Source organism: Pseudomonas sp. B34(2017) (genome assembly GCF_002112915.1).
Taxonomy (GTDB): domain Bacteria; phylum Pseudomonadota; class Gammaproteobacteria; order Pseudomonadales; family Pseudomonadaceae; genus Aquipseudomonas; species Aquipseudomonas pharyngis.
Window position 1 is genome coordinate 879,985 of the sequence record NZ_NEJA01000001.1, and the last position, 26,778, is coordinate 906,762.

Sequence of the window (26,778 nt, forward strand, 5' to 3'; positions counted from 1 at the left end):
GGATCTGACATGACCCGCTCATTACGCATCTTCTACATCGCGCTGTTTCTGGTGACCCTGCTGGTGCTTGGTCTGTGGTCGGTGCGCAGCTTCTTCGGCTTCAGCACCAACGCCGATGCGACGGTGCTCAACGGTCGCTGGACCAAAGCGGTGGAAACCCACTACGACGACGAATTCCCGATCAAGCGCCTGGGCACCAACCTCTGGGCCGCGCTGGATTTCAAACTGTTCAACGAAGGTCGTCCGGGCGTGGTGCTCGGTCGCGATCAGTGGTTGTACAGCGATGAGGAATTCAACCCGATCGTCAACGAAGAGCTGAACCTGCAAGGCAACTACGCGCTGGTCGAAGGCGTGCGCCAGACCCTGAAAGAGAAAGGCGTGAAACTGGTGATGGCGATCGTGCCGGCCAAGGCTCGCCTGTACCCGGAACACCTGGGTGAAGTGAAACCGGCGAGCATCCACGCCAACCTCTATCAGGACTTCCACGCCCGTGTCGCGGCGGACAAGATCCTCGCCCCCGACCTGCTCGGCCCGCTGCAAGCGGCCAAGCAGAACGGTCAGCAAGTGTTCCTGCGCACCGACACCCACTGGACCCCGGAAGGCGCGGAAATCGCCGCCAACACCCTGGCCAGGACCATCGCCGACAAGTTCCCGCTCAGTGGCGAGCCGCAGCGCTTCGTCACCACCCCGGCGGAGAAGGTCACGCACAAGGGCGACCTGCGTCTGTTCCTGCCGCTGGATCCGCTGTTCGAAAACCTGATGCCGGCCAAGGAACCGCTGCAAAAGCGCAACACCGTGGCCGTCGAGCAACCTGCCGGGGACGACGCCCTGTTCGCCAACAACGAAGTGCCGGTCGCGCTGATCGGCACCAGCTACAGCGCCAACCCGAACTGGAACTTCGTCGGTGCGCTCAAGCAAGCCCTGCACAGCGACGTCGTCAACTACGCAGAAGACGGCCACGGCCCGATCCTGCCGATGCTCAGCTACCTGAAAAGCGATGACTTCAAGAACAGCCCGCCACAAGTGCTGATCTGGGAGTTTCCTGAACGATATCTGCCTGTGAACAACGAAATCGGCGACGCCGACCCGCAGTGGGTCGCAGAGCTTAAACAAGCCGGCGCGCGCCAACAAAACGTAGCTGTAAACACTAAATCCGAGACGCCCGATCGGGCGCAAAACTGAAAGAGAGGTACACCATGACTTTCACTACAACTCCTCGTCGTCTCGCTAAACGCTTCGCTCTGGTTGCGGGTCTGAGCGTGCTGTCGGTCCAGGCCTTCGCCGGTGGCGACGCTGCGCTGTACGGCCCGACTGCACCGAAAGGCTCGACCTTCGTGCGCGTCTACAACGCCAGCAACGCTGAAGTCAGCGCCACCGTCGGCAGCACTAACCTCGCCGACGTCGCGCCGCTGGCCAGCAGCGACTTCAGCTTCATGCCGGGCGGTGATTACAGCGCCAAGGTCGGCAGCCAGACCCTGCCGGTGAAACTCGCCGGTGACCACTACTACACCCTGGTCAACAACGCTTCCGGCGCGCCGCAACTGATCGAAGAACCGCCGTTCAAGAACAAGCAGAAATCCCTGGTGCGCGTGCAGAACCTCAGCGACAAGTCGCTGACCCTGAAGACCGCCGACGGCAAGACCGACGTGGTGCCGAACGTGGCCGCCAAGGGCCGTGGCGAGCGTGAAATCAACCCGGTGAAAGTCAGCCTGGCGCTGTACGAAGGTGACAAGAAAGTCGGCGACGTCAAACCAGTCGCCCTGGAGCGCGGTGAAGCAGCCGTGCTGTACGTCACCGGCAACGGCAGCAACCTGTCGCCAGTCTGGGTGAAACGCCCGGTGTCGACTCGCTAATCGCTCGAGCTATCAGCTACAAGCCTCAAGCTGCAAGTGAAGTGCTTCTAACTCGCCGCTTGCAGCTTGCAGCTCCCAACTGCATTTTTAGGAGTAAACAATATGATTCCGGTGATCTTGTCAGGTGGTAGCGGCTCACGTCTTTGGCCGCTTTCGCGCAAGCAGTTTCCCAAGCAGTTCCTCGCCCTGACCGGCGAACACACACTGTTCCAGCAAACCCTCGAGCGTCTGGTGTTCGAAGGCATGGACACCCCGATCGTGGTCTGCAACAAGGATCACCGCTTCATCGTCAACGAGCAGTTGGCCAGCCGCAATCTGGAATGCCAACGCATCCTGATGGAACCGTTCGGGCGCAACACCGCGCCGGCCGTGGCCCTGACCGCGATGATGCTGGTCAATGAAGGTCGCGACGAATTGATGCTGGTGCTGCCGGCCGACCACGTTCTGGAAGACCAGAAAGCCCTGCAACGTGCCCTCGCTCTGGCCACCGTTGCCGCCGAAAACGGCGAGATGGTGCTGTTCGGCGTGCCGGCCACCAAACCGGAAACCGGTTACGGCTACATCAAGTCCACCGGTGATTCGCTGCTGCCGGAAGGCGTCAGCCGCGTCTCGCACTTCGTGGAAAAACCCGACGTCAAACGCGCCACCGAGTACGTAGAGTCCGGCGGTTACTACTGGAACAGCGGCATGTTCCTGTTCCGCGCCAGCCGCTTCCTCGAAGAACTGAAAAAGCATGATCCGGACATCTACGACACCTGCCTGCTGACCCTCGAGCGCAGCCAACAGGATGCCGATACCGTCACACTGGACGAAGCCACCTTCGCCTGCTGCCCGGACAACTCCATCGACTATTCCGTGATGGAAAAAACCCAGCGCGCCTGCGTGGTGCCGCTGACCGCCGGCTGGAGCGATGTCGGTTGCTGGTCGTCGCTGTGGGAGGTCAACGAGAAGGACGCCAACGGCAACGTCAGCAAGGGCGACGTGGTGATCCAGGACAGCAGGAACTGCATGATCCACGGCAACGGCAAACTGGTGTCGGTGATCGGTCTGGAAAACATCGTCGTGGTCGAAACCAAGGACGCCATGATGATCGCCCACAAGGACAAGGTCCAAGGCGTCAAGCAGATGGTCAACACCCTCAACGCCCAGGGCCGCAGCGAAACCCAGAACCACTGCGAGGTGTACCGTCCGTGGGGCTCGTACGACTCGGTGGACATGGGTGGCCGCTTCCAGGTCAAGCACATCTCGGTCAAGCCGGGCGCGTGCCTGTCGCTGCAGATGCACCACCACCGCGCCGAACACTGGATCGTGGTCAGCGGAACCGCCGAAGTGACCTGCGACGAGAACGTGTTTCTGCTCACTGAAAACCAGTCGACCTACATCCCGATCGCCTCGGTGCATCGCCTGCGCAACCCGGGCAAGATCCCGCTGGAAATCATCGAAGTGCAGTCGGGCTCATACCTGGGCGAAGACGATATCGAGCGCTTCGAAGATATCTACGGTCGCTCCACCCCGGTCGAACGCGGCGTGTCGGTGAAAACCATCGCGCAGTAAGCGTTCCGTAACAAGAAGCCCCCGTCCAGCCCGCTGCGTCCCCTATCCGCAGCGGGTTGGGCGGGGGCTTTTTTACGCCACTTTTCTGGCTCCCAGTCTTTTGGCGATAGCCGCTGATCGCGGATTGACCGCGGCCGTCCTGACTTTCTGAACGTTGTGCGTGCTCACCATCCTGGCCAACGACTTGACGGTCAGGTAGGTCCCAATACCACGCAATTTGAAAGGTTGGATGGCCTCGGTGGTCTCGACCGATTCACCCAGGAACTTATCCACGCCCGGCTGCGTCAGTGGGTGCGCAATTACGTTGCTCACATGAACCGTGCTTTCTCCGCCCTTTGTTGACGAGACACTCAACTCAGCGATGCCATAAATCACTTTATCCTGGCCCTTTTTTTCGACATCGTCGCGATTGATCAGTGCGAAGAAGTGCTTGGTGACCGTTTTTTCCTCCGATACCCGTGGTTCGCTTGAATACTTGAGGGACGAGGATGTGATCTCGGCGATCTCTTTTCCCAATTCAAAATTTTGTTCCGCGCTGACATTTGTGTTCTGCAGTTCTCGCCGCATAGAGTCGTGGTACATCTCACGGTACTGGCGCCGGTACATCCTCAGATGACTCAAGAGCTCGCGCTTGCTCACTGAAAAATCCGGGCCCTCGCCGACTTCAACCAGTTTGAAATCAGCAGACTTGCTGTATTCCACACCTCCCAGGTCAAGCCTGGACACATGTGCTTGGGAGGAAAGCAGCTTGAAGGCCAATCTCACTCGAATGCCCACGTCCGCTTCGTAGGTTCCGGTCTCGGCTTGCAGCCCCAGCGCGTCTCTCATCGTGAGCGGATTGTTGCGAACCATCCGGTAAATATTCAGCCCATCCGAATAGCCGGCAGGATCGGTGCTGGCCCAGCGTTGCAACCACGGGATGTAATAACGGAAGCCATAATAGTAAAGCCCCGTCGCATCGTGCTCCTTGCCCGAGTAACGCACGTATTTATATTTGAGTTCACCGTTTTGCCAGGCCGTAGTACCGAACGGGTGAAATACTTCCTGACTGATAATTGCGCCACGGTCGTCCGACTCCAGGCTGACTGACCCCAGGTGATCCGAGCACGCATATCGATATCGATCGTTGGTCCCCGTGGGCGGAGGGATCTCCCAATGCAGTACTCGAATATTGTTCAGCCCGCCCTCGGCAGTGATGACCTGCAAACGTTCACCGATCTCGTTATCGGTACGCAGCTCCAACCCGGGCAAATAGCGCACCTCGGCAACCACGGTGCGTGCGTTGGTTTTTAATGAGCGGATCTTGCGCACTCGCAGGCCGACATCGCCGTAGAGATAGACCTCGCAGTCGTTGCCCCCGGAGGCACGCTCCACCGGGCTGACCGATTGCAGTTGGTTGCGCAGGTTCCAGCTCAGTATCCGCCCCGGCTCCAGCTGCAACACGTTGCCTCTGCGGTCGTAGGCGGCTTCGATTTGAGCGTCGTCGGGAGGTGCGTGCTCGTAAGGCAGAGCGCGGTTGCTGTAACACGCCGGTTGCAGTTTGCGCCCATGACTTTGTGCGCCGACATGAGTCAGCCTGCGCAAGTTGCCGCCGGAATCATATTCATAAGTCTGCTGATAGTTGCTGACCGCCGCCGGGTCGACTCGTCCCATTGATTGCGGGCCCTGACTGGCACTGCCAGCTTCCCAACCGAACGCCATGATCAACTGATAAAGACTGTCATAGACAAACCGGCTGACCGGCTCTATTCGCTGATTGGCGAAATAACGGATCGGCAGCGCCTTGTCCTCGATGCTCAAGACATTGCCCATCGGGTCATAGTCGTAAATCCAGTGCTGCAGTACTCGGCCGGCGGCATCCTTATCCCGGCGGACCGTCAGGCGACCGTCCTCTGGGCGATACGTCAGCGCGGCCACCACGCCATTGCCGGCCGTTTCGCGCTCGATGCTGCCATCCGCGCTGTAGCGGATGTCACTGACCAGGATCTGCGCGGGCTGGTCCTTCAACTGCAGTCGGCGTTCACGCAAACGGCCATCGACGGTCAGCTCGAACGTATGCCGGTTGTCTCGGGCATCCGTCTGCTCCAGCACATCACCCAGCGCACCATAGCGCCACTGTGTGGTCGCACCGACGCCTGGCTCCAGCAGCCGCTGACGATCCTCCTCCCGCTCCGGCCAGTCAGTTGCCAGCGGTTCCAGCGTGAAGTGGCGGATGTCCTTGGTGCGGGGACCGCTGATTGCAAACGCGTCGAACAGCACGCTGCCGGCCGGATGATCATGACGAATCAGCTGACCGTATTGGTTACGCGACGGATCCCCACAGCCGGGATGACCGTAGGTCATTCGCTCTACGCAACGACGTGGCTCGTTTGCGCCTTGTTCGAATATTGCGACTGGTCGCTGCATGAAGTCGCATTCAATGTCGCGTCGCGTCTGCCGGCTGTCCCAACTGAACACTGTTTGCCCGGCGAGCCCCTTCAACTCGATTTGCGTGCCGGCATCAACGCTGTCCGAACGAATCACCGTGGAGTCCAGAGTAAACACCTGCGTCAGGTTGGCCGGGGGCAGCGGATCGCCGGCCTGCGACAGCCAAAGTCGCGGGTCCCACTGTTTCACCGCACGCCCCGCAGCGTCATGCAGGGTGCGGTTGATCCGGGACTCGACCGGTCCGTCCTCGATGTCTCGGCAATAGTCGACCGTGCGCACCGGCAAGCCGCGCGGGTCGACCACAGACATTCTCGGCGTATTGACGTGCAAGCTCATGGAGCGTACTTCCCCGCAACCGGCATTTGTTGTGCCTCCGGGCATCTGAGCAAGCTCAGCGCTGGTTCGGCTACTGTCGGAAATTACAGTCCCGACCAACGGCACCTGCGCGCAACCCCGACAAGATCCCGCTGAAAATCATCGAAGTGCAGTCGGGCTCATACCTGGGCGAAGACGATATCGAGCGCTTCGAAGATATCTACGGTCGCTCCACCCCGGTCGAACGCGGCGTGTCGGTGAAACCCATCGCGCAGTGATCGACCTGCAATAAGAAGCCCCCGTCCAGCCCGCTGCGTCCCCTATCCGCAGCGGGTTGGGCGGGGGCTTTTTTCAGCCCGTCTTGCGCCTGTCACTCGGAATGACTGCTCGGCTCATGGTTTTCCTGATACGTGTCTGTGGATAAACCGAAACCGATGCATTGGTTTTCTTGAAAAACCCGGTGCTGCCAGGGCTGTAACGCTCGATTCCGCTGGAGCCCTGAATGGTCTGATAATGGATGTTCCATTGCTGCTGTTTGCGGTCGTACTTCATGAAAGCGAAACCGGTCGTGAGGTTTTCCTGACGGCCCTGATCATCCGGTGCATAACCATAATCCTGATATTCCATGGCGGCGGCCTGCCCCATTCCGTGGCCTTCGGAGAGATCGTTGTATTGGGCATTTTCATATCCGCCTTCCACATGCCGGACACGCAGCACGTTGTCGTTGAGTTGATCCACCGTCAGTGAGCAACCGCTGAAACCGGGGGTAAATACATAGTCAGGCTGAGTACCTGTCGGATGCAGCGGAATATCGACATAGCCACCCTGAGGCGCCCAATACCCGGATACCGCGTTGTTCTGGTCAGGGATCTCGCCATTGGGAATATCGACGATCCGCAAAGCATTGAATTCCCCACTGCCAGCACCGGAATAAGTCATGCGATCCATACTGAAAATAAACTCGGCGCCACCGTTACGGCGGCTCAACTGCGCGACGGTTTCGTTCGAGTAACGTCCGGGAGTGGGGTCCAGCAGTTTGGTACTGACCTCAATCCTGCCCAGCTCGCCAATCTCCAGCGACTTTCGGATGTTGCCAGACCTGCCTGTTGCGGGCACTCCGCGCCGAGGTGCGCCGCTTTTCACCTCCAGAGCTCCGGTCATCAATCGATCAGCCCCCGTCGCGATAACAGGCTGCCACAATCCGTTGGCCAGCCTTCTACGCGTGACCGCCCCCTCGTCATCGGTGAAGGTGAGTGGATTGTTGCGAACCATTCGGTAGAGGTTGGCACCGTCGCCATGACCGGCAGGGTCCGCACTGGACCAGCGTTGTAGCCATGGGATGTAGTAACGCAGACCAAAGTAGTCGAGCCCGGAGGCATCGCGCTCCTTGCCCGAGTAACGGACGAATTTGCAGCTGAATTCGCCGTCCCGCCAGGCGCTGGTGCCGAAAGGGTGAAACCTTTCGCGGTTGATCATCGCGCCGTCAGCGGCGGTTTCCAGACAGACCGAACCCAGATGATCGACATGTTGATATCTATACCGATTGTTGATTCCCGAAGGCGGCGGGCTTTCCCAGTGCTGTACTCGAGCGTTGTCGGCAATGATGACTTGCACCCGTTCGCCGGTGCCGTTGTCGATGCGCAATTCCAGTCCAGGTAAATAGCGCACATCGGAAACCAGGGTGCGGGCGTTGGTTCGTAATGAGCGGATCTTGCGTACTCGCTGACTGCCAGACGCGTAGAGATAGACCTCTTGGTCGGCGAGCCCGAAGGTGCGCTCCACCGGGCTGACTGATTGCAGTTGGTTGCGCAGGTTCCAGCTCAGTACCCGCCCCGGTTCCAGCTGCAACAGGTTGCCTCTGCGGTCGTAGGCGGCTTCGATTTGAGCGTCGTCGGGAGGTGTGTCGTCATAAGGCAGAGCGCGGTTGCTGTAACTCGCCGGTTGCAGTTTGCGCCCGTGACTTTGTGCGCCCGCATGAGTCAGCCTGCGCAGGTTGCCAGCGGGATCATATTCGTAAGTCTGCTGATAGTTACTGACAACCGCCGGATCGACGCGCCCTATCGATTGCGGGCCCTGCCTCGCCATTCCGGCTTCCCAGCCCGACGCCATGATCAACTGGTCAAGGCTGTCGTAGACAAAGCGGCTGACCGGATCGATTCGCTGGTTGGCGAAGTAACGGATCGGCAGCGCCTTGTCTTCGATACTCAGGACATTGCCAGTCCTGTCGTATCCATAACGCAAGTGTTGCAGCACTCCACCGCGAGTGTCTTCGTCCCGACGGACCATCAGGCGACCGTCTTCGGGCCGATATACGCGGGTGGTCTGCACACCGTTGCCAGCGGTTTCCTGCTCGATACTGCCGTAAGCGTTGTAGTGAATATCGCTGATCAGGATCTGTTCAGCCTCACCCCTCAACTGCAAGCGGCGCTCGCGCAAGCGGCCATCGACGGTCAGCGCGAATGTATGTCGGTTGTCTCGGGCGTCCGTCTGCTCCAGTACATCGCCGAGCGCACCATGGCGCCACCGCGATGTCGCACCGGCGCCGGGTTCCAGCAGCCGCAGACGATCCTCCTCCCGCTCCGGCCAGTCAGTTGCCAGCGGTTCCAGCGTGAAGTGGCGGATGTCTTCGGTGCAGGGGCCGCTGATTGCAAACCCTTTGAACAGTACGCTGCCCGCCGGATGGTCATGACGAATCAGCTGACCGTACTGGTTTCGCGACTGATCCCCACAGCCGGGATGACCGTAGGTCATTCGCTCTACGCAACGACGTGGCTCGTTTGCGCCTTGTTCGAATATTGCGACTGGTCGCTGCATGAAGTCGCATTCAATGTCGCGTCGCGTCTGCCGGCTGTCCCAACTGAACACTGTTTGCCCGGCAAGCCCGTTCAACTCGATTTGCGTGCCGGCATCAACGCTGTCCGAACGAATCACCGTGGAGTCCAGAGTAAACACCTGCGTCAGGTTGGCCGGTGTCAGAAGGTCTTCGGCTTGTAGTTCCCACAGACGTGGATCCCACTGTTTGATCGCGTTTCCCTGCGGATCATGAAGCACTCGGTTGATCCGGGGCTCGACAGGTCCACCCTGGATTACACGGCAATAGTCGACCGTGCGGACCGGCAAGCCGCGTGGGTCGACCACAGACATCCTCGGCGTATTGGTATGCAAGCTCATGAAGCGCGCTCCCCGCGCGACCGGCATTTCTTACTGCCTCTGGCATCAGAGCAAGCTCAGCGCTGTTTCGGCTACTGTCGGAAATGACAGTCCCGACCAACGGCACCTGCGCGCAATCCGCGAATGTCCATTCCCGCGCCCCTTCGGTAGGATGGCAGGCACAAGTTCAAGGAGCGTTAGAACATGTTCATCGGCGTCTTGCTGGTCATCACCTGGCTGATCCTGCTGTTGCGCTACCCGGCCAAGGCCTTGCCGGTGTCGATGGCCGCCGCTGTGGGCCTGGGGCTGGTGGCGATGTGGGTGGTGTGGCTGGACAATCGCGAGGTCAAGCAGCTGGCGCGTCTGGAACTGCGCATCGTCTATGCCCCCGAACACTGCCCCGCCGACCGTCCGCTGCTGCTCAAGCTGAACAATGGTAACGACGTGCCGCTGACCGAACTGCGCTGGCGCATTGCCGCGTATGCGCCGGGCGACACCGTGAATCTGGCCGACAATCAATACGCCGCCCCGCGCTATCGCGGCCCCGGCGAATTGCAGCCCGGCGGCAACTGGGAAGACTGTCTGCCGATGCCGCCGTTGCGTCCCGGTTATCGCCCGCAAACCCTGGAGTTTCGCGCCGAGCGATTGCAGGGTAGTTTCTCCGACTGATCCCCTCTCCCACTCTTTTGCACAAGGAATGCGCCATGCCCGTTGCGTTGATTACCGGTTGTTCCAGCGGCATCGGCCGCGCCCTTGCCGATGCCTTCAAAAGCGCCGGCTACGAGGTCTGGGCCAGTGCGCGCAAGGCTGAAGATGTCGCGGCACTCGGTGCGGCCGGGTTCACGGCGGTGCAGCTCGACGTCAATGACAGCGCAGCGCTGGAACAACTCGCCGAACGGATCAACCAGCAACATGGCGGCCTCGACGTGCTGATCAACAACGCCGGTTACGGCGCCATGGGGCCGCTGCTCGACGGCGGCGTTCCGGCCATGCAGCGCCAGTTCGAAACCAACGTGTTTTCGATTGTCGGCGTGACCCGTGCGTTGTTCCCGGTACTGCGCCGGGCCAAGGGATTGGTGGTGAATGTCGGCAGTGTGTCAGGGGTTTTGGTCACGCCGTTTGCCGGTGCTTACTGCGCATCGAAAGCAGCGGTGCATGCATTGAGCGATGCCTTGCGCATGGAACTCGCACCGTTCGGCATACGCGTAATGGAGGTTCAGCCGGGGGCGATCCAGTCGAGTTTTGCCAAAAACGCCGGGCATGAAGCCGAGCAATTGATCAACGAGCAATCGCCGTGGTTTCCATTGCGTGAGGGCATTCGCGCGCGGGCCAAGGCGTCGCAGGACAAGCCGACGCCGGCCAGTGAGTTTGCAGCTGAATTGCTCAAAGCCGTAGAGCAAAGCAAGCTGCCACGCTTGATCCGCATCGGCAATGGCAGCCGGGCGTTGCCGCTGCTGGCGACGTTGCTGCCGAAAGGGTTGCTGGAATCGACGTTGATGAAGCGCTTCGGGCTGCAAGGGAAACTCTGATCCACAGGTTTGAGCTCGCCAGCGGCGGGCTCAAACCATCACAACCTGGTTACCCCGTAGCGTCAGCGCGGGAACGCCATCAGATTGGGCAAGGATTCAAAGGCTGGAGATTGTCCCGATGCTGCTGGGTATAAGAGCTGGATCGAAATGGCGACTTCCTGGCCCGGGATCAGAAAATACTTGTCTCCCGGTGGTGTGGCCAGTTCGACAATGCCCTCTTTTGCATCATGAACGACGTCAAGCCACGGATTGGCGTAAATTTTCGTTCCCACCGGTAAGCCTGCACTTGAAAACTTCCATTGGGCAAACGATTGATTATTTGCTTGGACCATAACGTCGTAACTATAAACCCAGCCGCCGGTCACAATGTCCTGCCATTTTGCAGTAAATACCTGCCTGGCCGAAATGGCCTGTTCCCCATCCGGCTTAACGAGTACAGAAAAGTTCCCTGCCTCATACCGGGGCTGATAATAAACAATGCTTAACATTTCGCACACTTCTGAAGGGTCCATGTTCACAGGTGCTGTAAACGTCAGCGTGCGCCTTGGATTCCATCCTTCAAGTTGATCTTCGGTAATGGTCAAAGTGGCGGACTTTGACGCTTCGGAATAGCTCATCTGCGCACCGCTGGCGGGCATCGAAGCGTGCACAAACGCTGCGCCGTTGTAGGCCCGAAACTGCATACGCGAGCCAACGGGGGGTGGCGTACCATCGGTCAACATTGTAAAGCCCAATGTCACCGTTTCCCCGCTGACTATATGACTGACAAAGTCATCCATCCTGATATCAATCAGTTCCATAACTTAAAACTTCCTATTAAAAAGCCAATAGCTGCCAATGCCTGATTGCAATCGGCAATATTAAAATCAATGAGATAGCGCCTTTATCCAGGCGACGAAAAAACACTAACACAGGAATAAAGTCAGGAACCGAAAAACAACAGGCACTTACAATTCAAAAAAACTTCAAACACCCCACTAACAACCACAACTAAAAGCACAACTAAAAGCACAAGTCGCGAAAGCACTTATCTCTCGCGACATGCTTGCTTTTAGTTCAAACCCTCAATAACTACCGTGCAAGTAATCCCCGCCGCCAACAGAACACCCTCCGGCACTTCATCGATGTGAATCCGCACCGGCACCCGTTGCGCAAGACGCACCCAGTTGAACGTCGGGTTCACATCGGCGATCAGCTCGCGGCTTTCCGGGTTGTCGCGGTCGTAGATGCCGCGGGAAATACTTTCCACGTGGCCCTTGAGGACTTCGCCGCTCATCAGCTGCATGTCGGCTTTATCGCCGACGCGCACGTGGGGCAGTTTGGTTTCTTCGAAGAAGCCGTAGACCCAGAACGAGTTCATGTCGACCACAGCCATTTTCGCTTCGCCGATGCGGGCGTAATCGCCGCGATGGACGTTAAGGTTGGTCACGTAGCCGTCCACCGCCGCCCGCACTTCGGTGCGCTTGAGGTTGAGTTCGGCGGCTTCCAGTTGTGCCTGGGCCTGTTGGTAATCGGCCAGCGCCGAGTCGGCGATGTTGCTGGCGTCGTCGCGGTTTTCCTTGGAGATCACCAGGTTGTCGAGGTCGGCGCGGCGATGGGCGTTGACCTTGCGCATCTCCCACGTGGCCTTGCGCGAAGCGACCAGCGACTGCGCCTGTTTCACCGCCAGGCGATAGTGCTCGGGGTCGATCTGCATCAGCAGATCACCTTTCTTCACCAACTGGTTGTCGTGCACCGGCACGTCGACCACTTCACCGGTGACGTCGGCCGCGACGTTGATGATGTCGGCGCGCACCCGGCCGTCGCGGGTCCACGGGGTGTTCATGTAGTGCTCCCACAACGTGCGGCCGATCCACAGCGCCAGGGCCAGCACCAGCAGGGTCGCGAGCAGGCTGAAAAACTTTTTCATCAGAACGTTCTCAACGGTAGACAGTCAGCGCCATCGCGCCGAACAGACAGGTAAACAGGCTCAGGCGCAATAGCGCCGGGTGCCAGAAGAAGCGGTACAGATCGAACCCCGACAGAAACCGGTCCAGCGCCCAGGCCAGTGCCGCGGCGACGAAAAACATCAGGGTCATGGTCGGCATGTACACGCCGTGGAAGGCGATTTCACGAGGCATGGGCAAGTCCTTCGGGCTTGGCGATGGCGTAGGCAGCAAGGGGCGATTGCGGGTCGAGCAACGAGGTGCGGATGAAGTGCAGATAGCTTTTCACCCGCCGCAGTGCCGAGGTATCGAAGTGCGGTGCGAACGGCTCGTCAGTGGCGGCGACCCGGCTGATCGCGTGATCGACCGCGACCAGCGCGCGTTCCAGATTGCTCGAATTCGGTTGCAGGAACAGCCGCACCAGCGAACGCCCCATGACCCTGATCGCCTGACGCCAAGGCTGCGATTCGGCATACGCCGGGTGCACCGGCAGGATCGCCTGTTCCTTGCGCAACTCGATGATCGCGTGGCCGACTTCCAGCACCACGAACATCCAGCGCAGCAGGTTTTTCTGCACCAGCGGCTGACCGGCCGCCAGGCCATAAGCCTGATGCATCAGGTCGCGGGTACGGCTTTCGAAACTCGACGCCAGGCCCTTGAGCTTGCCGCTGATCGCGTACACCACTTGCCCGCGCAGATCCTGCTCCAGGCGCTGCCACAACCAGCGGCTGTTCGGCGGCAGAATGATCGCACCTGCCGCCGCGCAAACCAGCATGCCCATGACCATGGCGATGTAGTCGTTGATGAAGGTGTAGGGGTTGTAGATCGTCAGGTTGTCCGGCACCGAACCGGTGCTGAAAAAAATCAGCAGACCGAGGCCAACACCGGCATATTGCGGCCGCGATGCGAGGAACGAGCCGAGCACGATCACCGGCGCGAGCATCACGCACAACAGTGGGAAACCGTCGATCCACGGGAAGATGAAAAACATCTCAACGAAGCCGATCAGCGCCCCAAGAAAAGTACCGCACGCCATCTGAAATGCCATGCGTTTCGGGTTCGGCGTGGCGGCGGACAGGCCCACGGTGGCCGCGGCGATCAGGGTCATGGTCGCGCCGCTCGGCCACGCAGTGGCGACCCAGTAACTGCCAAGCACGATCAGAATGAATGACGCACGAATCCCCGAAGCCGCTGCAGCCCACCAACTGGTTTGCGGGGTGAACGGCTCATCCCAGCGCTCGCGTTCGTGGCTGTGATCGGCCAGAGACGCGTGGGTCTGTGCATAACTGTGCAAGTCATCGACGAAGCGATAGAGCAGCTCGTATGCGGTGTGGAAATCCAGCTGCTCGGCGTCGCTCGGTTCACTCTCCTGGAAGATCGCCCGCAGACTGCGCACCCGCGCCGGCAAGCCTTCCTTGTACGCCGCCAGCGCCAGCACCAGACGCGCCGCATCCGGGCTGGTCAGGGCGCGGCCACTGAAGCCGTCGAGCACTTCGGCCAAGTCCTGCAGGCCCGGTTTGATCGCCGCTTCCACATGATCGGCACCGTTGTTGCGCAGGCGTTCGAGCAACTGGTGCAAGGCGTTGAAACGGGTGGTGATGCCCATGAACTCGCTGTTCAGGCGACTGAGCCGGCCGTTGCGTCGACGCATGTGCGGGTCTTCGAACACGGTCACGCTGCGCAGCCCTTCCAGCCCTACCGCTTCGGCGATGAAGCGTACGTTGCTGGCCTCGAACGACTCCGGTTTGCTGCGCCCGCGCAGGCCATCGGTGACGAACAACGCGAACACACCGAAGCGCTGATACAAGGCGTTGCGCATCGCGGCGCTGGCGGTTTGCGGCAGGAACGCGGCACTGACCAGGGTCGAACAGAGAATACCCAGCGAGATTTCCAGCACCCGCCACACCGCCGCCATGAACGCACCGTCAGGATGAGCCAGCGCCGGCAGACCGACCATCGCGGCGGTGTATCCGGCCAGCACAAAACCGTAGGCGCGAAAGTTGCGGCAACGGGCGGCGCCGGCCGAGCAGATGCCGACCCAGATCGCCAGTGAACCGAGGAACAGTTCAGTGTTCTGGGCGAACAGTGAAATCAGCGTGACCATCATCGCCGACCCGGCCAGGGTGCCGAGAAAACGGTAGAAACTCTTGGCGAACACCTGACCGCTCTGCGGCTGCATGACGATGAACACGGTGATCATCGCCGTGCGCGGCTGCGGCAGTTCCAGACGCATCGCCAGCCACAGGGTCAGGAATGCGGCGATCAACACCTTGAAGATGTAGACCCAGGTCACGCCGTCGCTGCGCGCCCAGTCGAAGAAACCCCGGCGCCATTCCAGGGAGTAGAGCCAGCGCAAAGGTGCGGGCAAGGGAGTCATTAAGGCTTGCTCAGTGGTCGAGGGCTTGAAGAAGGGCCGGGGTTTTCGGGGCGGCGGTCTGTGCGGCAGTCGGCACGTCTTTACCCGCACCAAGTCCACCACCCAATGCCGTCACCAGTTCCGCATGGGCACTCAACCGCGCTGCCTGCACCTGCTGCTGCACCTGCTGCTGTTTGAACAGCAAGGTCTGCGCATTGAGCACGTTGAGGTAATCGGTGAGCCCGCGCTGGTAGGCGATCATCGCGATGTCGTAGGTCTTCTGCGCCGTGGCCACGGATTCGGCGGCGAATGTCTGCTGCTTGTCCATCGACTCGCGGCGGATCAACTGGTCCGAGATGTTCTTCAGCGCATTGACCAGGGTCTGGTTGTAATGCGCGACGGCGATGTCGTAACCCGCCGACGCTTCGCCAAGCTCCGCACGCAGTCGTCCGCCGTCAAAGATCGGCAGCGAGATCGCCGGCCCGACGTTGTAGTTGAGTTTCTTGCCGGTCAGGAACTCCAGCGCCCCGCCGCCGGTGGCCATGTAGCCGAGGCTGCCGACCAGATCGACGTTAGGGTAAAACCCGGCATGCGCCACATCGATCCCGCGCGCCTGCGCCGCCACTTGCCAGCGACTGGCGACCACGTCCGGACGCTGGCCGAGCAGTTCGGCGGGCAGTGCCGACGGCAGTTTGAGCGCTGTGCCAAGGGACAGGGTCGGCCGCTGCAATTGCGCGCCGGCGCCCGGCCCCTTGCCGGCCAGTGCAGCGATCTGGTTGCGGCTCAGGGCGATTTCTTCGTCCAGCGCATCCAGTTGCCGATGGGTTTCCGGCAGCGGGGTTTCGGCCTGGCTGACTTCGAAGTGGGTGCCGATCCCGCCGTCCAGGCGTTTCTGTGCCAGTTCGAGAATCTGCTGTTGCTGCTTGAGCGTCGCCGCCACGATATCGCGCTGGGCGTAATGCAGCGACAGCTCGATATAGGCGCGCACGATGTTGTTCTGCAATTCGAGTTGCGCCTGACGCGCCTCGGCCGCGCTCATGTGCGCCAGATCGACCGCACGCTCGGTGCTGTTGCTTTCACGCCCCCAGAGGTCGAGGGCGTAACTGAAACCCAGCGCGGCGTTGTTGTCCCAGGTGGTGCTGTTGGCCAGCTCACCGGGGCCGTAGAACGGGTCGGTCGGCCAGTTGTGGCGCTTGAGGGTCGACTCGCCATTGATCTGTAACGACTCGGCGGCTTCGGCGACACCGGCCACGGACCGGGCCTGACGCACGCGCGCGGCGGCCATCGCCATAGTCGGGCTGCCTTGCACGGCAAGGTCGATCCAATGGTTGAGTTGCGGGTCACCGTAGGCTTGCCACCATTGGGCGGTGGGCCAGTTTGCGTCACGGGCGGCGTGGGCGATGGCCTCGTCGGTGGCCAGTTCATTAGCCTCCAGAGCCTTGCCCTGCGGGGCAATTCCTCCGGTTCCAATGCAGCCGCCGAGACCTAACGAAAGAGCCAGAACACTGAGCGGCAAAAGCGCTCTGTTGATGCGACGCGGCACTGCTGCGAATTCCTGAGGTGGGAGATGTTTCGAGGTGGGCGCAATTCTAGGGGGGCGCCATTACGGCGATAAGCTGGGAATCCTGTGAATCTTTGTTACCGTTAACGAGATAATCCCTTGGTCGGGGGTCTCAGACCCTGAAACTTCGTGTCACAATTTGCCATCTCCCTTGAGAGCACCCCATGGACACTTTGCAAAACATGCGCGCCTTCAGTTGTGTGGCCGAAGCCGGCAGCTTCACCGCCGCCGCCGTGCAGCTCGACACCACCACCGCCAACGTATCGCGCGCGGTCTCCAACCTTGAGGCCCACCTGCAAACCCGCCTGCTCAATCGCACGACCCGCCGCATCGCGCTCACCGAAGCCGGCAAGCGCTATCTGCTGCGTTGCGAGCAGATCCTCGCCTACGTCGAAGAGGCCGAAGCCGAAGCCAGCGAGGCCCACGCCCGCCCGGCCGGACAATTGAAAGTGCACACCATGACCGGCATCGGCCAGCACTTCGTGATCGACGCCATCGCCCGCTACCGCAAGACCCACCCGGACGTGACCTTCGACCTGACCATGGCCAACCGCGTGCCGGACCTGCTCGACGAAGGCTACGACGTGTCCATCGTCCTGGCCCGCGAACTGCCGGACTCGGGTTTCGTTTCGCAACGCCTGGGCATCACCTACAGCATCGTCTGCGCCTCGCCGGCCTACGTGAAAGCCAACGGCTGCGCACAAAAACCCAGCGACCTGCTGAACCACGCCTGCCTGCGCCTGGTGAGCCCGGTGATCCCCCTGGAAAAATGGGCCTTCGATGGTCCTGACGGTCAGGAAGTTGTCACTATCAACAGCTCGCCCTTCCTGGTGAACTCCGCCGACGCGATGAAAAGCGCGATCACCAGTGGGATGGGTGTCGGCGTATTGCCGGTGTACGCGGCGATTGAAGGCTTGCGCAACGGCTCACTGGTGCGGGTAATGCCGAACTACCGCTCGCAGGAACTGAACCTGTATGCGATCTACCCGTCACGGCAGTACCTGGATGCGAAGATCAAGACCTGGGTTGAATACCTGCGTGGTTCGCTGCCGGAGATATTGGCGGGGCATCAGGCGGAGTTGGCGGCTTATGAGATGAGTGGGAGTCTGGGTGGAGCCAGGCTCGCGAACTGAGTTTACCGTCCTACAGACGGGGTGATTTGGGGGGACGTTTCCGACAAGTCGCGTCGGTTGTCCCTCGGAAACGAGGTGGATAGGCTTTTGAGGGTCGCTGACGCATCAGCGGCCGGGTCTGGAAAACCCGAAGTTCAGGATCACAGCCCATGACATAATGCGGCGTTTTTTCGCGACGTTATGGTAGCTGTACGTGGGAGACCTTCGGGTCTGCCGGGTTTGATCCTTTCCGGTTTTTCCAGTCCGCGTACAGCTGCCACCTCTTTCGCCTGGAAAACGAAAAATGGCAGCTCCTCCAAGACTTAAGGATCTTTGCCATGAAAAAACTTACTCCGAATCCCCCTGAAACCAACGACACCTCGCCCTACGAATCCGCCGATTCAAACAAACTCCACGACGCCGCCGAACGCGCGCTCGACCACTACCTGAACCCTCTCCCGAAAAAATGCCCCGGCCGCAAACCGAGCGAAATGTTCCAGATTTCACCGGACATGGACGACGAAAGCCTGCTGGCCCACGCCTGCGAATCCCTGGCCTCGGCCAGCGTCATGGCCAGTGACGTGGCAGCCTATGTCGACTCACCACAGCGACACCGGATTCTGGGCATTCAACAAGTCATCATGCTCGCCGAGCTCGCCGTGAACCGCGTGCTGGATAACGTCGAAGTACAACGTCATCCCACACACAGCTAAGCCGCTCTGACCAAACCGACCTGCCAGCGACAACCGCATTCGCTGGCAGCTCGGATGGGACGCAGAGCGTCCCGGGCTGCATTCCCACGCAGAGCGTGGGAACGATCAAACGATGAGCGTTAGCTCAAGTTCGCTGTTCGCTTCTCACCACTCAAAACGATGAGCGTTAGCTCGAGTTCGCTGTTCGCTTCTCACCACTCAAAACGATGAGCGTTAGCTCGAGTAAGGCTTTTGACGTACCGGCCCCATCGGAAGGCTGAGTGGAGGGATTTATCCGGGGGTGGGAGCGCAGCGACCGTTTGGCGAAGCCAAACACATCGAGAGGAGGTGCAGCGAAGCAAACCGGAGGCGATGCCCCCGGATGAATCCCGGAGCGAAGGAACACCGAGCCTAGGCGAGGTGCCGAACGCCGGGGCCCAGCGTTTTGGTTACTTTGGGGCGTTTGCCAAAGTGACTCGCTGTAAAAGCGAAACCGCCAGCCGCAACCCCCGAAGCAACGGATATTCACCCAAAACCCCAAGAACCTGGTCGGCCCAGAGGCCGCCAAGGACAAGCCAAACCTGGCGAAGAATGTTAGCTTGCTTGGCAACCCAGAACAGCCGAGCCAAATGCCAATGAAAAAAACAGTCCTGGCCTTCAGCCGCATCACCCCGCCCATGATCGAACGCCTGCAACAGGAGTTCGACGTCATCGTCCCCAACCCGAAAAACGGCGACATCAACGCCCAGTTCAACGAAGCCCTGCCCCACGCCCACGGCCTGATCGGCGTCGGTCGCAAACTCGGCAAGGCCCAACTGGAAACCGCCGCCAGACTCGAAGTGGTCTCCAGCGTCTCCGTCGGCTACGACAACTACGACCTCGCCTATTTCAACGAACGCGGGATCATGCTTACCAACACCCCGGACGTGCTCACCGAAAGCACCGCCGACCTGGCCTTCGCCCTGATCATGAGCAGCGCCCGCCGCGTCGCCGAACTCGACGCCTGGACCAAGGCCGGCCAATGGCAGGCCAGCGTCGGCGCACCGCTGTTCGGTTGCGACGTGCACGGCAAGACCCTGGGCATCGTCGGCATGGGCAACATCGGCGCCGCCGTCGCCCGTCGCGGCCACTTCGGCTTCAACATGCCGATCCTCTACAGCGGCAACAGCCGCAAGACCGAACTCGAACAGCAACTCGGCGCACAGTTCCGCAGTCTTGACCAACTGCTGGCCGAGGCCGACTTCGTTTGCCTGGTGGTGCCGCTAAGCGACAAGACCCGCCACCTGATCAGCCATCGCGAACTGGCGCTGATGAAGCCGGATGCGATTCTGGTGAACATCTCCCGCGGCCCGGTGGTCAACGAGCCGGCATTGATCGAGGCATTGCAGAACAACCGGATTCGCGGTGCCGGTCTGGACGTCTACGAGAAGGAACCGCTGGCCGAGTCACCGCTGTTCCAGATGAAAAACGCCGTGACCTTGCCGCACATCGGTTCGGCCACCCACGAAACCCGCGAAGCCATGGCCAATCGTGCCCTGGCCAACCTGCGTAGCGCCCTGCTCGGCGAGCGTCCGCAGGATCTGGTGAACCCGCAGGTCTGGCGCGGATAAATAAATCGGGCAAGTATTGCAAAGTACTTGCCCGCACAACTTACAGCCAATACACACTTTGAAAATCAACACACCAACAAAATAAACTATCGCGCTATAAAATTTCCGGACTTATCAAATATAACGATAAACACTCCAGAGAATAGCCACCTTGAGAATTTCCAATACCGATCAATTAATCCGTTACAGCAAAGTCTGCCTGATGGCCTACATCAGTTTTTTTGGACTATTGGTGATGTACGGAAACCTGACCGACTATTCGGCAAACTATGTGTACGTCGGACACATCCTGAGTATGGATACCACTCAAATCAACGAGAACATACGTTACAGGGCGATTGAATCGCCCATGATGCACCATCGGATCTATTGGTTCATCATCACGACGGAAGCGATCTACACCGCCTATTGCCTGCTCGGCACTTATTATCTCTATCGCAAAGTCAATGAATCTGCGGCTGTATTTCACGAGGCAAAAAGGTTCTCGATCATTGGCTTGCTGATCGCAATCTTCACCTATTACGTTTGCCTGCAAACCATCGGTGTTGAATGGTTCGACATGGACACTTCACAAGTATGGAATGCGAAAGACTGGGCACGACATATTGTCGACTTCATATTGCCTGTACTGATTTTCATAACATTGAAAAACGAGCGCTGAATAGACAGCGCTCAAAGCCAAATCGATCTCAGGCCAACTTTCCATGCGTGGAAACAACTGCAACTGCGGGTTTACGAAACACCAGCACATTCCCCAGCATCACCAATACCAGCCCCGCCAATGCGGGTGCCGTCCATTGATAGCCTTCGGCAAAGGCCGAAACGTTCAAAGCCACCACCGGGAACAGCACCGTGCAATAGGCGGCGCGCTCCGGCCCCATGCGACCGACCAGCGTCAGGTACGCCGTGAAACCGATCACCGAACCCGGTATCACCAGGTACAGCAGCGCGCCGATGTAGCGCGACGTCCATTCCATCTCGAACGGAATGCCTTTGACCAGACACCACACCGAGAGCATCGCCGCGCCGTAGGCCATGCCCCAGGCATTGGTCGTCAGCGGCTTGAGGCCGGCCTTCTGTTGCAGGCTCGAGAGCATGTTGCCCGCCGAGAAACACAGCGTGCCGCAGAGCGTCAGGGCAAGACCGAGCAAGGTTTGCGGACTGGCGTGATGCCCGGCCAGCTCCGGCCAGAACAACAGGCCCAGGCCAGTTAGCCCCAGCGCCCCGCCCATCAATACATTGCGCGCGATCCGCTGGCCGAAGAACACCCGTGCATTCAGCGCGTTCCACAACGTTGCGGTAGAAAACACCACAGCCACCAGACCGCTGGGAATCCATTGGCTGGCGGTCAGGAAGCACATGAAATTGACACAGAACAGGCACAAGCCCTGCGCGACACAGATCAGATGCCCGCGCCGATTCATCGGTTGCAGGCGACGGCTGAGCAGCAACAGCGCGAACAACACCAGCGCCGCGAGACCGAAGCGATAGACGATCGACACCGGAATCGCCACCACGCCCAGTTGCCATTTAAGGGCAATCCAGGTGGTGCCCCAGATCAGCACGGTTAACAAATACAACGACAGGTTCATGGCAGACACTCCTCGATTGGGTTTCAGTGTCCGCCTGCGCCTTCACCCCTCGCTTGCATAAACTTGCGCTTTTGTCGGCGTGCAGGCTGGCAGCGCAACATCTACGGAGTAGGATGCAAGGCGTTGAAGAGAACCGACCATGGCCGCCATCGATACCCTGCAAGTCTTTCAAGCCTTGAACAGCTCGCCCAACGCATGCCTTGTGCGCAGCGCCGAGCTGGGGGACGGCCTGTCCGCAGCCTTGTGGACCAACCACCACGACGCCCGCGACTATGACGCGCCGAGCCATCACACGCTCTCCTGCTACATCGCTGGCGGCACCGGCACGTTCCGCCGTGGCGCCCCCGGAAACAAAGGCAGTCCGGACAAGTTGTGCATCCTGCCAGCCGACCACGAGTCGGGGTGGGTGATCAATGGCGACATTCGCCTGGCCCACCTGTATTTCAGCGCCGAACAATTTGCCTTGGGTTGCGTCACGCTGCTGGATCGCGAGCCCCGGGAAATGCAGCTGCGCGAACAGACTTTTCTGGAAGATCCGCAACAGGCCCGACGGTTTCGCCAGTTACTCACTCTCAATTGGAACGAGCCTGGCGAGCGTCTGCTGACCAGCAGCCTGGCCCACGAACTGATCAGCCAAACCTTGTTGAGCCAGGTCGGCGTACGCCACGGCTTGCGTCTCAAGGGCGGGCTGGCGTCGCATCAACGTCGGCAACTGGTGGAGTTCATCGACAGCCAACTGGCCGAGCCGATCAGCCTCGGGCAACTGGCGGGGTTGTGTGCGTTGTCGGAATACCACTTCGCGCGGATGTTCCGGGTGAGCTTCGGACTGCCGCCACATCAGTATGTGCTGGCGCGGCGTTTGAGTCGGGCGCGGGAGTTGTTGCGGGGCACGGCGTTGCCGCTGGGAGAGATTGCCCTGGCGTGCGGATTTGCCAGTGCCAGCCACTTCACCAACCGCTTTCGCCAGGTGCTGGGTGGAACGCCCGGCGAGTATCGCCAGGCGTTTTTGCGCTGATCAGAACTCCAGCGTGCTCGACAACGAAATCTGCCGCGAGTCGCCCATCGACACGAAGAAGCGGCTCGCCGCCGAGGTGTAGTAAGTGCGGTCGAACAGGTTCTTCACGTTGAGTTGAAACTTGACCTTCTGCCCCTCAACCCTGGTGTCGTAAGTGGCGAACGCATCGGCCACGGTGTAGCTCGGCAGATCGAAATCGTTGACCGCGTTACCCGCTCGTTCACCGACATAGCGCGCGCCGGCGCCGACCCGAAGTTGATCACCACCGATCACGCTGCCGAAGTCGTAGACCGCCGACAGCGAGCCGGTATTTTTCGCCACGTTCTGCAGCCTGTTGCCTTTGTAGTCCGGATCTTCCGTAACCTCGGCGTCGGTATAGGCGTAGCTGCCGATCATGCTCCAGCGGTCGCTGAGCTGACCGGTCAGGTCTACTTCCAGGCCCCGGGAACGCACTTCGCCGGCGGCGCTGTAAATCGTCGTCGGCCCTTCGGAATTGGCCACCAGCACGTTGCGTTTCTTGATGTCGAACAGGGCGATGTTGCCGGTGATGCGACCCGGTATGTCGAGACGTGCGCCCAACTCCCAGGACTTGGCTTCTTCCGGCGCGATGCTGCCGTCGAGCACGGTGCTGCTGCCACTGAGCGGCGCGATGGTCGAGTTGGGTTTGAACGATTCGGTGTAGCTGCCGTAGAACGACAATGCGTCGGTGTAGCGATACACCAGACCTGCGCGCGGCACCCACTTCTGGCCGTTGCTGTCGGTGTTGGCCTTGAACGGCACGCCTTTGCCGGCGTACTGGTCGTATTCCTGGAAACGCCCGCCGGCCACCAGAATCCACTGGTCGTTGAGGTGGATCGAGTCCTGCAGGAACACCGAATCGCTGCGCAGTTCGTCGGTCTGCGCACTGTCCGCCGGGCTGACGGTGGTGCCTTCGACCTCACGACCGTACACCGGATTGACGTAACTGAAGGTGCTCAGGCTTTTCTGGCGGATCAGGTCGGCGCGGTAGATCTTGCGGTACTCGTCGTCGACGCCGAACACCAGGTCATGCTGCATGCCCAGCACGTTGACCTTGCCTTCGAGGCTGGCGGTGGTGAAGCGGTCGGTGCTGATCGCGCCGTGCGTGCCGTCCATGCTGCGGGTCAGGGTGCCTTTTTTGGTGTCGATCGCGGTTACGCGGACTTGGCTGGCGTCGTAGGTTTCGCGGTTCCAGCTGTAGCCGAAATGGGCTTTCCAGTCGTCGTTGAGTTCGTGGTCGGCCTCGAAGTGATAGAGGTCCGAGCGGCCTTCCATGTCGTTGAATTTCTCGTCGAGACGCTCGTTGCGCGAGATGTCCAGCGGATGGTTGGTGCGCGGATCGATCAGGGTTCCACGATCGAACGGGGTCAGGAATTCGCGGTGCTCATAAGCGAACAGCAACTTGGTGCGCTCGCCATACCAGGCCAGCGACGGCGCGATCAGGGTTTCACGGTGGGTGCCGAAATTGCGCCAGTAATCCTCGTCTTCGTGGTCCAGCACCATGCGATACGCGAGGCCGGAATCCCCCAGCGCACCGGTGCTGTCGAACGAGCCGCCGCTGCCATTCTTGCCGTCGCCGTAGGTCGAGCCACGCAGGGTCAGCGCGTTGTACTGGGTCAGTTCAGGCTTCTTGCTGACCATGTTGACCACGCCGCCCGGGTCCTGAATCCCGTAGAGCAGCGAGGCCGGGCCCTTGAGCACTTCGACGCGATCCACGGTGGCGTTCATGCCACGGCCCTGCACCAGCGGCATGCCGTCGCGCATGATCGAGCCGTTGCGGTTGTCGCCGAAACCGCGGGTCATCACCGAATCCTGGGTGCTGCCCAAGGTGTTGCCCTGGGTGATGCCGCTGACGTTGGCCAGTGCATCATCGAGATTGCGCGGTGCCTGATCACGAATGACCTGGGCCGCAATCACGTTGACCGTCTGGGGGATTTCCTGAAGCGAAGCGGAAGAGCGCATCACCGAACTGGTTTCCGGTGGCTGGTAACTCATCGGTTGATCGATGACCGAGGTGATGTTCGTCGCGCCGAGGTTCAACGCGCCTGCGGTCGGTTGCGGTTCGAGCGCCAGGGTATGGCTGTCGGTGCGGCGGAAGGTCAGGCCGGAGCCGGTGAGCAGACGTTGCAGCGCCTGTTCGGCACTCATCTGGCCGTTGATCGCTGGAGCGGTGAGGCCATACGGGGCTTCATCGGTGTAAACCACGCTCTGCCCGGTGACGCGGCTGAAGTCGCTCAGGGCCTGAGGCAACGGCTTGGCGGCCAGGGAAAAACTGAATTGCTTTTGTGGCTGACTGCTGACGGATTCAGCGGCCAGCGCCACGCTCACCGGCAACAGGGCCAATGCCGAAAAACTCAAGGCCGAAACGCCCAACCACTGTTTGACCGAACCCGATTTTGCCCTGGACTTCATTGCTCATGACCTGTGTAGAACCGCAACGGATGCGAATGACTCGCAGTTTCAGTCACTACACGGATGGCGTCCGGGTTTACCTCACCACAAAGTTGAAAATATTTTCAGCGCAGGATGATCAGCTTGCCCAACACCTGATGCTGCTCGAATCCCAACACCCCTTGCAGCGAGTTCAGCACCGCTTGCGGATCCTTGCTCGGAAAGCTGCCGCTGACCTTGCGCGCACCCAGTTCGTCGTTGAGCAACACGATCCGTCCGGAGTAATAACGCCGCAGATCCTGCACCACATCGGCCAGTGTCGACTTGTAGTAAGTCAGCCAACCCTGGCGCCAGGCCAGTTGAGCTTCGCTGTCCACCGCGTGGAGTTTTTCTGCAGTGCCGGCGCCGTACGCCACTTGCTGGCCGGCGGTGAGAATCTGCTGCTCGGCATCACGCGCCGCCGTCACGCCGACGCGCCCTGAAAGCACAGTGACTTGTGCGCCATGAGGTTGCAGGCGCACTTCGAACTGCGTGCCCAACACTCGCGCCTGGCCTTTCTCGGCCTCGACCACAAAGGGATCACCCGTGTGAGTCACGCTGAAGAATCCGGCCCCTCGGCGCAATTGCACATGCCGCTCGCCGTGACTGAAATCCACGGCGATGGCGCTGTCGGCGTCCAGCGTCACCTGTGATTGATCGGCCAGGGTCACGGTGCGGATCTCGCCCGGTGCCGACACGTAATCAGCGCCCAGATCATCGATCCAGCGCTGCGGCTGCCAACCGCTGCCGAGGCTGATCATCAGCAGCAGACAGGCCGCCATCGCCAGCGCGCCGGCCCAACGCCGGACCTGCGGACGACGCGGCCGGTCCATCGCATCGAGCAACCCCTGCAACGCCAGCGCGTCTTCATCGGCCAGAGTGCGCGCCGGCCCTTCGCTCAATTCCCACACCACTTGCGCCTGGGCATAGGCCTCGGCGTGGGCCGGGTCAGCGTGCAGCCATTGACTGAACGTCAGTTGATCACCGGTGCTCGGGCGGTCATGCAGCAGGCTCAGCCAGGCGAAAGCGGCCTGTTCCTGAGCGGGCGTCGGGATGACGCGTTCGGTGTGATTCACGGTGCTTTCCCTGGCAGGCGTGGCGCGGTTTCCCGCAGGCTGGCCTTGCAGGCCTCGAGGGCGCGCATCATATGTTTTTCCACAGCGCTTTGGGACAGGCCCATGGCCTTGGCGATCTCGGCGTACTTGCGGCCATGGATGCGATTGAGCAAAAAAATCTGCCGCGTGCGCTCGGGCAGCGCGCGCAACGCCGCTTCGACATGGCGCAAATCGTTGCCCGCTTCGAGCGCCGCCTGCGGTTCGCTGGCGCTGCTGTCCGGCTCATCCGGTTGCCAGCCTTCGTTGACCCGCACCCGCGCGCCTTCGCTGCGCAAATGATCGATGGCGATATTGCCGGCGCAGCGCAACAGATAAGTGCTGAGCTCTTCGACCTGCACCAGCGGCCGACGCCAGAAACGCAGAAACAGATCCTGCACCAGATCCGCTGCCGTCGCCCGGCAACCGACGCGCCGGCTCACCAGCGCTTCCATCTGCGAACGCTGGGACAGGAACACCTGAAGAAAATGCGCACGGGCGCCGTGGGGTTCGTCGTCGCGGTGTTCGGGAGGATGGCCGATCAGCAT

At 60.3% G+C, this 26,778-nt stretch carries 21 protein-coding genes and 1 pseudogene; 11 read left to right on the forward strand and 11 right to left on the reverse strand.

Annotated elements, in window-relative coordinates; genetic code table 11:
- Positions 1–9 precede the first annotated feature (9 nt).
- The 3 genes from CAF80_RS04240 to CAF80_RS04250 all read left to right on the forward strand — a co-directional run bounded on the left by CAF80_RS04240 (position 10) and on the right by CAF80_RS04250 (position 3,407).
- Positions 10–1,182: an alginate O-acetyltransferase gene (locus tag CAF80_RS04240; protein ID WP_074691166.1), complete on the forward strand. Its 1,173-nt coding sequence runs from the start codon at positions 10–12 to the stop codon at positions 1,180–1,182.
- Between the two features lie 14 nt (positions 1,183–1,196).
- Positions 1,197–1,853 carry an alginate O-acetyltransferase AlgF gene (locus CAF80_RS04245; RefSeq protein WP_039769442.1) on the forward strand — a complete coding sequence of 219 codons (657 nt, stop codon included), beginning with the start codon at positions 1,197–1,199 and terminating at the stop codon, positions 1,851–1,853.
- A gap of 102 nt (positions 1,854–1,955) precedes the next feature.
- On the forward strand, positions 1,956–3,407 hold the full coding sequence (locus CAF80_RS04250) for a mannose-1-phosphate guanylyltransferase/mannose-6-phosphate isomerase (protein ID WP_039769441.1): 1,452 nt from the start codon (positions 1,956–1,958) through the stop codon (positions 3,405–3,407).
- 72 nt (positions 3,408–3,479) lie between these two features.
- Here CAF80_RS04250 and CAF80_RS04255 read toward each other — a convergent pair whose 3' ends face one another.
- The gene (locus tag CAF80_RS04255; RefSeq protein ID WP_085666870.1) at positions 3,480–6,170 is read right to left on the reverse strand and encodes an RHS repeat domain-containing protein; all 2,691 of its coding nucleotides are present in this window, start codon (positions 6,168–6,170) and stop codon (positions 3,480–3,482) included.
- A 113-nt stretch (positions 6,171–6,283) separates the two neighbouring features.
- On the opposite strand from CAF80_RS04255, the pseudogene CAF80_RS04260 reads away from it, so the two are divergent.
- Positions 6,284–6,427: pseudogene (locus CAF80_RS04260) on the forward strand (hypothetical protein); the annotation flags it as partial.
- A gap of 73 nt (positions 6,428–6,500) precedes the next feature.
- Here the strand turns inward: CAF80_RS04260 and CAF80_RS04265 are convergent.
- Positions 6,501–9,320 carry an RHS repeat-associated core domain-containing protein gene (locus tag CAF80_RS04265; protein ID WP_085666871.1) on the reverse strand — a complete coding sequence of 940 codons (2,820 nt, stop codon included), beginning with the start codon at positions 9,318–9,320 and terminating at the stop codon, positions 6,501–6,503.
- 183 nt (positions 9,321–9,503) lie between these two features.
- Between CAF80_RS04265 and CAF80_RS04270 the strand changes: the two genes are divergently transcribed.
- Together CAF80_RS04270 and CAF80_RS04275 are read left to right on the forward strand one after the other, a co-directional pair.
- Positions 9,504–9,968 (forward strand): hypothetical protein, encoded by a 465-nt coding sequence (locus tag CAF80_RS04270; RefSeq protein ID WP_039769436.1) that lies wholly within the window; start codon positions 9,504–9,506, stop codon positions 9,966–9,968.
- 35 nt (positions 9,969–10,003) lie between these two features.
- Positions 10,004–10,828 (forward strand): SDR family oxidoreductase, encoded by an 825-nt coding sequence (locus CAF80_RS04275; RefSeq protein WP_085666872.1) that lies wholly within the window; start codon positions 10,004–10,006, stop codon positions 10,826–10,828.
- A 62-nt stretch (positions 10,829–10,890) separates the two neighbouring features.
- Here the strand turns inward: CAF80_RS04275 and CAF80_RS04280 are convergent, their stop codons facing one another.
- From CAF80_RS04280 to CAF80_RS04300, 5 genes are all read right to left on the reverse strand, one after another.
- Positions 10,891–11,628 carry a hypothetical protein gene (locus CAF80_RS04280; protein WP_039769433.1) on the reverse strand — a complete coding sequence of 246 codons (738 nt, stop codon included), beginning with the start codon at positions 11,626–11,628 and terminating at the stop codon, positions 10,891–10,893.
- 251 nt (positions 11,629–11,879) lie between these two features.
- Entirely contained in the window at positions 11,880–12,737 is an 858-nt protein-coding gene (locus CAF80_RS04285) for an HlyD family secretion protein (protein WP_085666873.1), read from the reverse strand.
- 10 nt (positions 12,738–12,747) lie between these two features.
- Positions 12,748–12,948 carry a DUF1656 domain-containing protein gene (locus CAF80_RS04290; protein ID WP_003221811.1) on the reverse strand — a complete coding sequence of 67 codons (201 nt, stop codon included), beginning with the start codon at positions 12,946–12,948 and terminating at the stop codon, positions 12,748–12,750.
- Entirely contained in the window at positions 12,938–15,130 is a 2,193-nt protein-coding gene (locus CAF80_RS04295; RefSeq protein ID WP_085666874.1) for an FUSC family protein, read from the reverse strand. Before CAF80_RS04295 ends, CAF80_RS04290 begins: the two co-directional genes overlap by 11 nt.
- A gap of 10 nt (positions 15,131–15,140) precedes the next feature.
- Positions 15,141–16,652: an efflux transporter outer membrane subunit gene (locus CAF80_RS04300; protein WP_085666875.1), complete on the reverse strand. Its 1,512-nt coding sequence runs from the start codon at positions 16,650–16,652 to the stop codon at positions 15,141–15,143.
- A 182-nt stretch (positions 16,653–16,834) separates the two neighbouring features.
- Between CAF80_RS04300 and CAF80_RS04305 the strand changes: the two genes are divergently transcribed.
- From CAF80_RS04305 to CAF80_RS04320, 4 genes are all read left to right on the forward strand, one after another.
- Complete coding sequence (locus CAF80_RS04305) at positions 16,835–17,803, forward strand: LysR family transcriptional regulator (protein WP_039769420.1); 969 nt, start codon at positions 16,835–16,837, stop codon at positions 17,801–17,803.
- Between the two features lie 317 nt (positions 17,804–18,120).
- Positions 18,121–18,495 (forward strand): DUF6124 family protein, encoded by a 375-nt coding sequence (locus tag CAF80_RS04310; protein WP_039769418.1) that lies wholly within the window; start codon positions 18,121–18,123, stop codon positions 18,493–18,495.
- A gap of 614 nt (positions 18,496–19,109) precedes the next feature.
- Positions 19,110–20,084 (forward strand): D-glycerate dehydrogenase, encoded by a 975-nt coding sequence (locus CAF80_RS04315; protein WP_039769412.1) that lies wholly within the window; start codon positions 19,110–19,112, stop codon positions 20,082–20,084.
- Positions 20,085–20,235: 151 nt separating this feature from the next.
- Positions 20,236–20,745, forward strand: coding sequence for a DUF2165 family protein (locus CAF80_RS04320; protein WP_039769411.1), 510 nt, complete (start codon positions 20,236–20,238; stop codon positions 20,743–20,745).
- Between the two features lie 28 nt (positions 20,746–20,773).
- Here CAF80_RS04320 and CAF80_RS04325 read toward each other — a convergent pair whose 3' ends face one another.
- Positions 20,774–21,676: a DMT family transporter gene (locus tag CAF80_RS04325; RefSeq protein ID WP_085666876.1), complete on the reverse strand. Its 903-nt coding sequence runs from the start codon at positions 21,674–21,676 to the stop codon at positions 20,774–20,776.
- Between the two features lie 139 nt (positions 21,677–21,815).
- Between CAF80_RS04325 and CAF80_RS04330 the strand changes: the two genes are divergently transcribed.
- On the forward strand, positions 21,816–22,691 hold the full coding sequence (locus CAF80_RS04330; protein WP_039769408.1) for a helix-turn-helix domain-containing protein: 876 nt from the start codon (positions 21,816–21,818) through the stop codon (positions 22,689–22,691).
- Here the strand turns inward: CAF80_RS04330 and CAF80_RS04335 are convergent, their stop codons facing one another.
- The 3 genes from CAF80_RS04335 to CAF80_RS04345 form a co-directional block, all read right to left on the reverse strand.
- Positions 22,692–25,121 carry a TonB-dependent receptor gene (locus CAF80_RS04335; RefSeq protein WP_085666877.1) on the reverse strand — a complete coding sequence of 810 codons (2,430 nt, stop codon included), beginning with the start codon at positions 25,119–25,121 and terminating at the stop codon, positions 22,692–22,694.
- Between the two features lie 104 nt (positions 25,122–25,225).
- Entirely contained in the window at positions 25,226–26,215 is a 990-nt protein-coding gene (locus tag CAF80_RS04340) for a FecR family protein (protein ID WP_085666878.1), read from the reverse strand.
- Positions 26,212–26,778 carry an RNA polymerase sigma factor gene (locus tag CAF80_RS04345; RefSeq protein ID WP_085666879.1) on the reverse strand — a complete coding sequence of 189 codons (567 nt, stop codon included), beginning with the start codon at positions 26,776–26,778 and terminating at the stop codon, positions 26,212–26,214. Before CAF80_RS04345 ends, CAF80_RS04340 begins: the two co-directional genes overlap by 4 nt.

Coding starts and splice junctions, on each gene's coding strand:
- CAF80_RS04240 (WP_074691166.1), top strand. CDS start 10: ATGACCCGCTCATTACGCATCTTCTACATCGCGCTGTTTCTGGTGACC.
- CAF80_RS04245 (WP_039769442.1), top strand. CDS start 1,197: ATGACTTTCACTACAACTCCTCGTCGTCTCGCTAAACGCTTCGCTCTG.
- CAF80_RS04250 (WP_039769441.1), top strand. CDS start 1,956: ATGATTCCGGTGATCTTGTCAGGTGGTAGCGGCTCACGTCTTTGGCCG.
- CAF80_RS04255 (WP_085666870.1), bottom strand. CDS start 6,170: ATGAGCTTGCACGTCAATACGCCGAGAATGTCTGTGGTCGACCCGCGC.
- CAF80_RS04265 (WP_085666871.1), bottom strand. CDS start 9,320: ATGAGCTTGCATACCAATACGCCGAGGATGTCTGTGGTCGACCCACGC.
- CAF80_RS04270 (WP_039769436.1), top strand. CDS start 9,504: ATGTTCATCGGCGTCTTGCTGGTCATCACCTGGCTGATCCTGCTGTTG.
- CAF80_RS04275 (WP_085666872.1), top strand. CDS start 10,004: ATGCCCGTTGCGTTGATTACCGGTTGTTCCAGCGGCATCGGCCGCGCC.
- CAF80_RS04280 (WP_039769433.1), bottom strand. CDS start 11,628: ATGGAACTGATTGATATCAGGATGGATGACTTTGTCAGTCATATAGTC.
- CAF80_RS04285 (WP_085666873.1), bottom strand. CDS start 12,737: ATGAAAAAGTTTTTCAGCCTGCTCGCGACCCTGCTGGTGCTGGCCCTG.
- CAF80_RS04290 (WP_003221811.1), bottom strand. CDS start 12,948: ATGCCTCGTGAAATCGCCTTCCACGGCGTGTACATGCCGACCATGACC.
- CAF80_RS04295 (WP_085666874.1), bottom strand. CDS start 15,130: ATGACTCCCTTGCCCGCACCTTTGCGCTGGCTCTACTCCCTGGAATGG.
- CAF80_RS04305 (WP_039769420.1), top strand. CDS start 16,835: ATGGACACTTTGCAAAACATGCGCGCCTTCAGTTGTGTGGCCGAAGCC.
- CAF80_RS04310 (WP_039769418.1), top strand. CDS start 18,121: ATGAAAAAACTTACTCCGAATCCCCCTGAAACCAACGACACCTCGCCC.
- CAF80_RS04315 (WP_039769412.1), top strand. CDS start 19,110: ATGAAAAAAACAGTCCTGGCCTTCAGCCGCATCACCCCGCCCATGATC.
- CAF80_RS04325 (WP_085666876.1), bottom strand. CDS start 21,676: ATGAACCTGTCGTTGTATTTGTTAACCGTGCTGATCTGGGGCACCACC.
- CAF80_RS04330 (WP_039769408.1), top strand. CDS start 21,816: ATGGCCGCCATCGATACCCTGCAAGTCTTTCAAGCCTTGAACAGCTCG.
- CAF80_RS04335 (WP_085666877.1), bottom strand. CDS start 25,121: ATGAAGTCCAGGGCAAAATCGGGTTCGGTCAAACAGTGGTTGGGCGTT.
- CAF80_RS04345 (WP_085666879.1), bottom strand. CDS start 26,778: ATGCTGATCGGCCATCCTCCCGAACACCGCGACGACGAACCCCACGGC.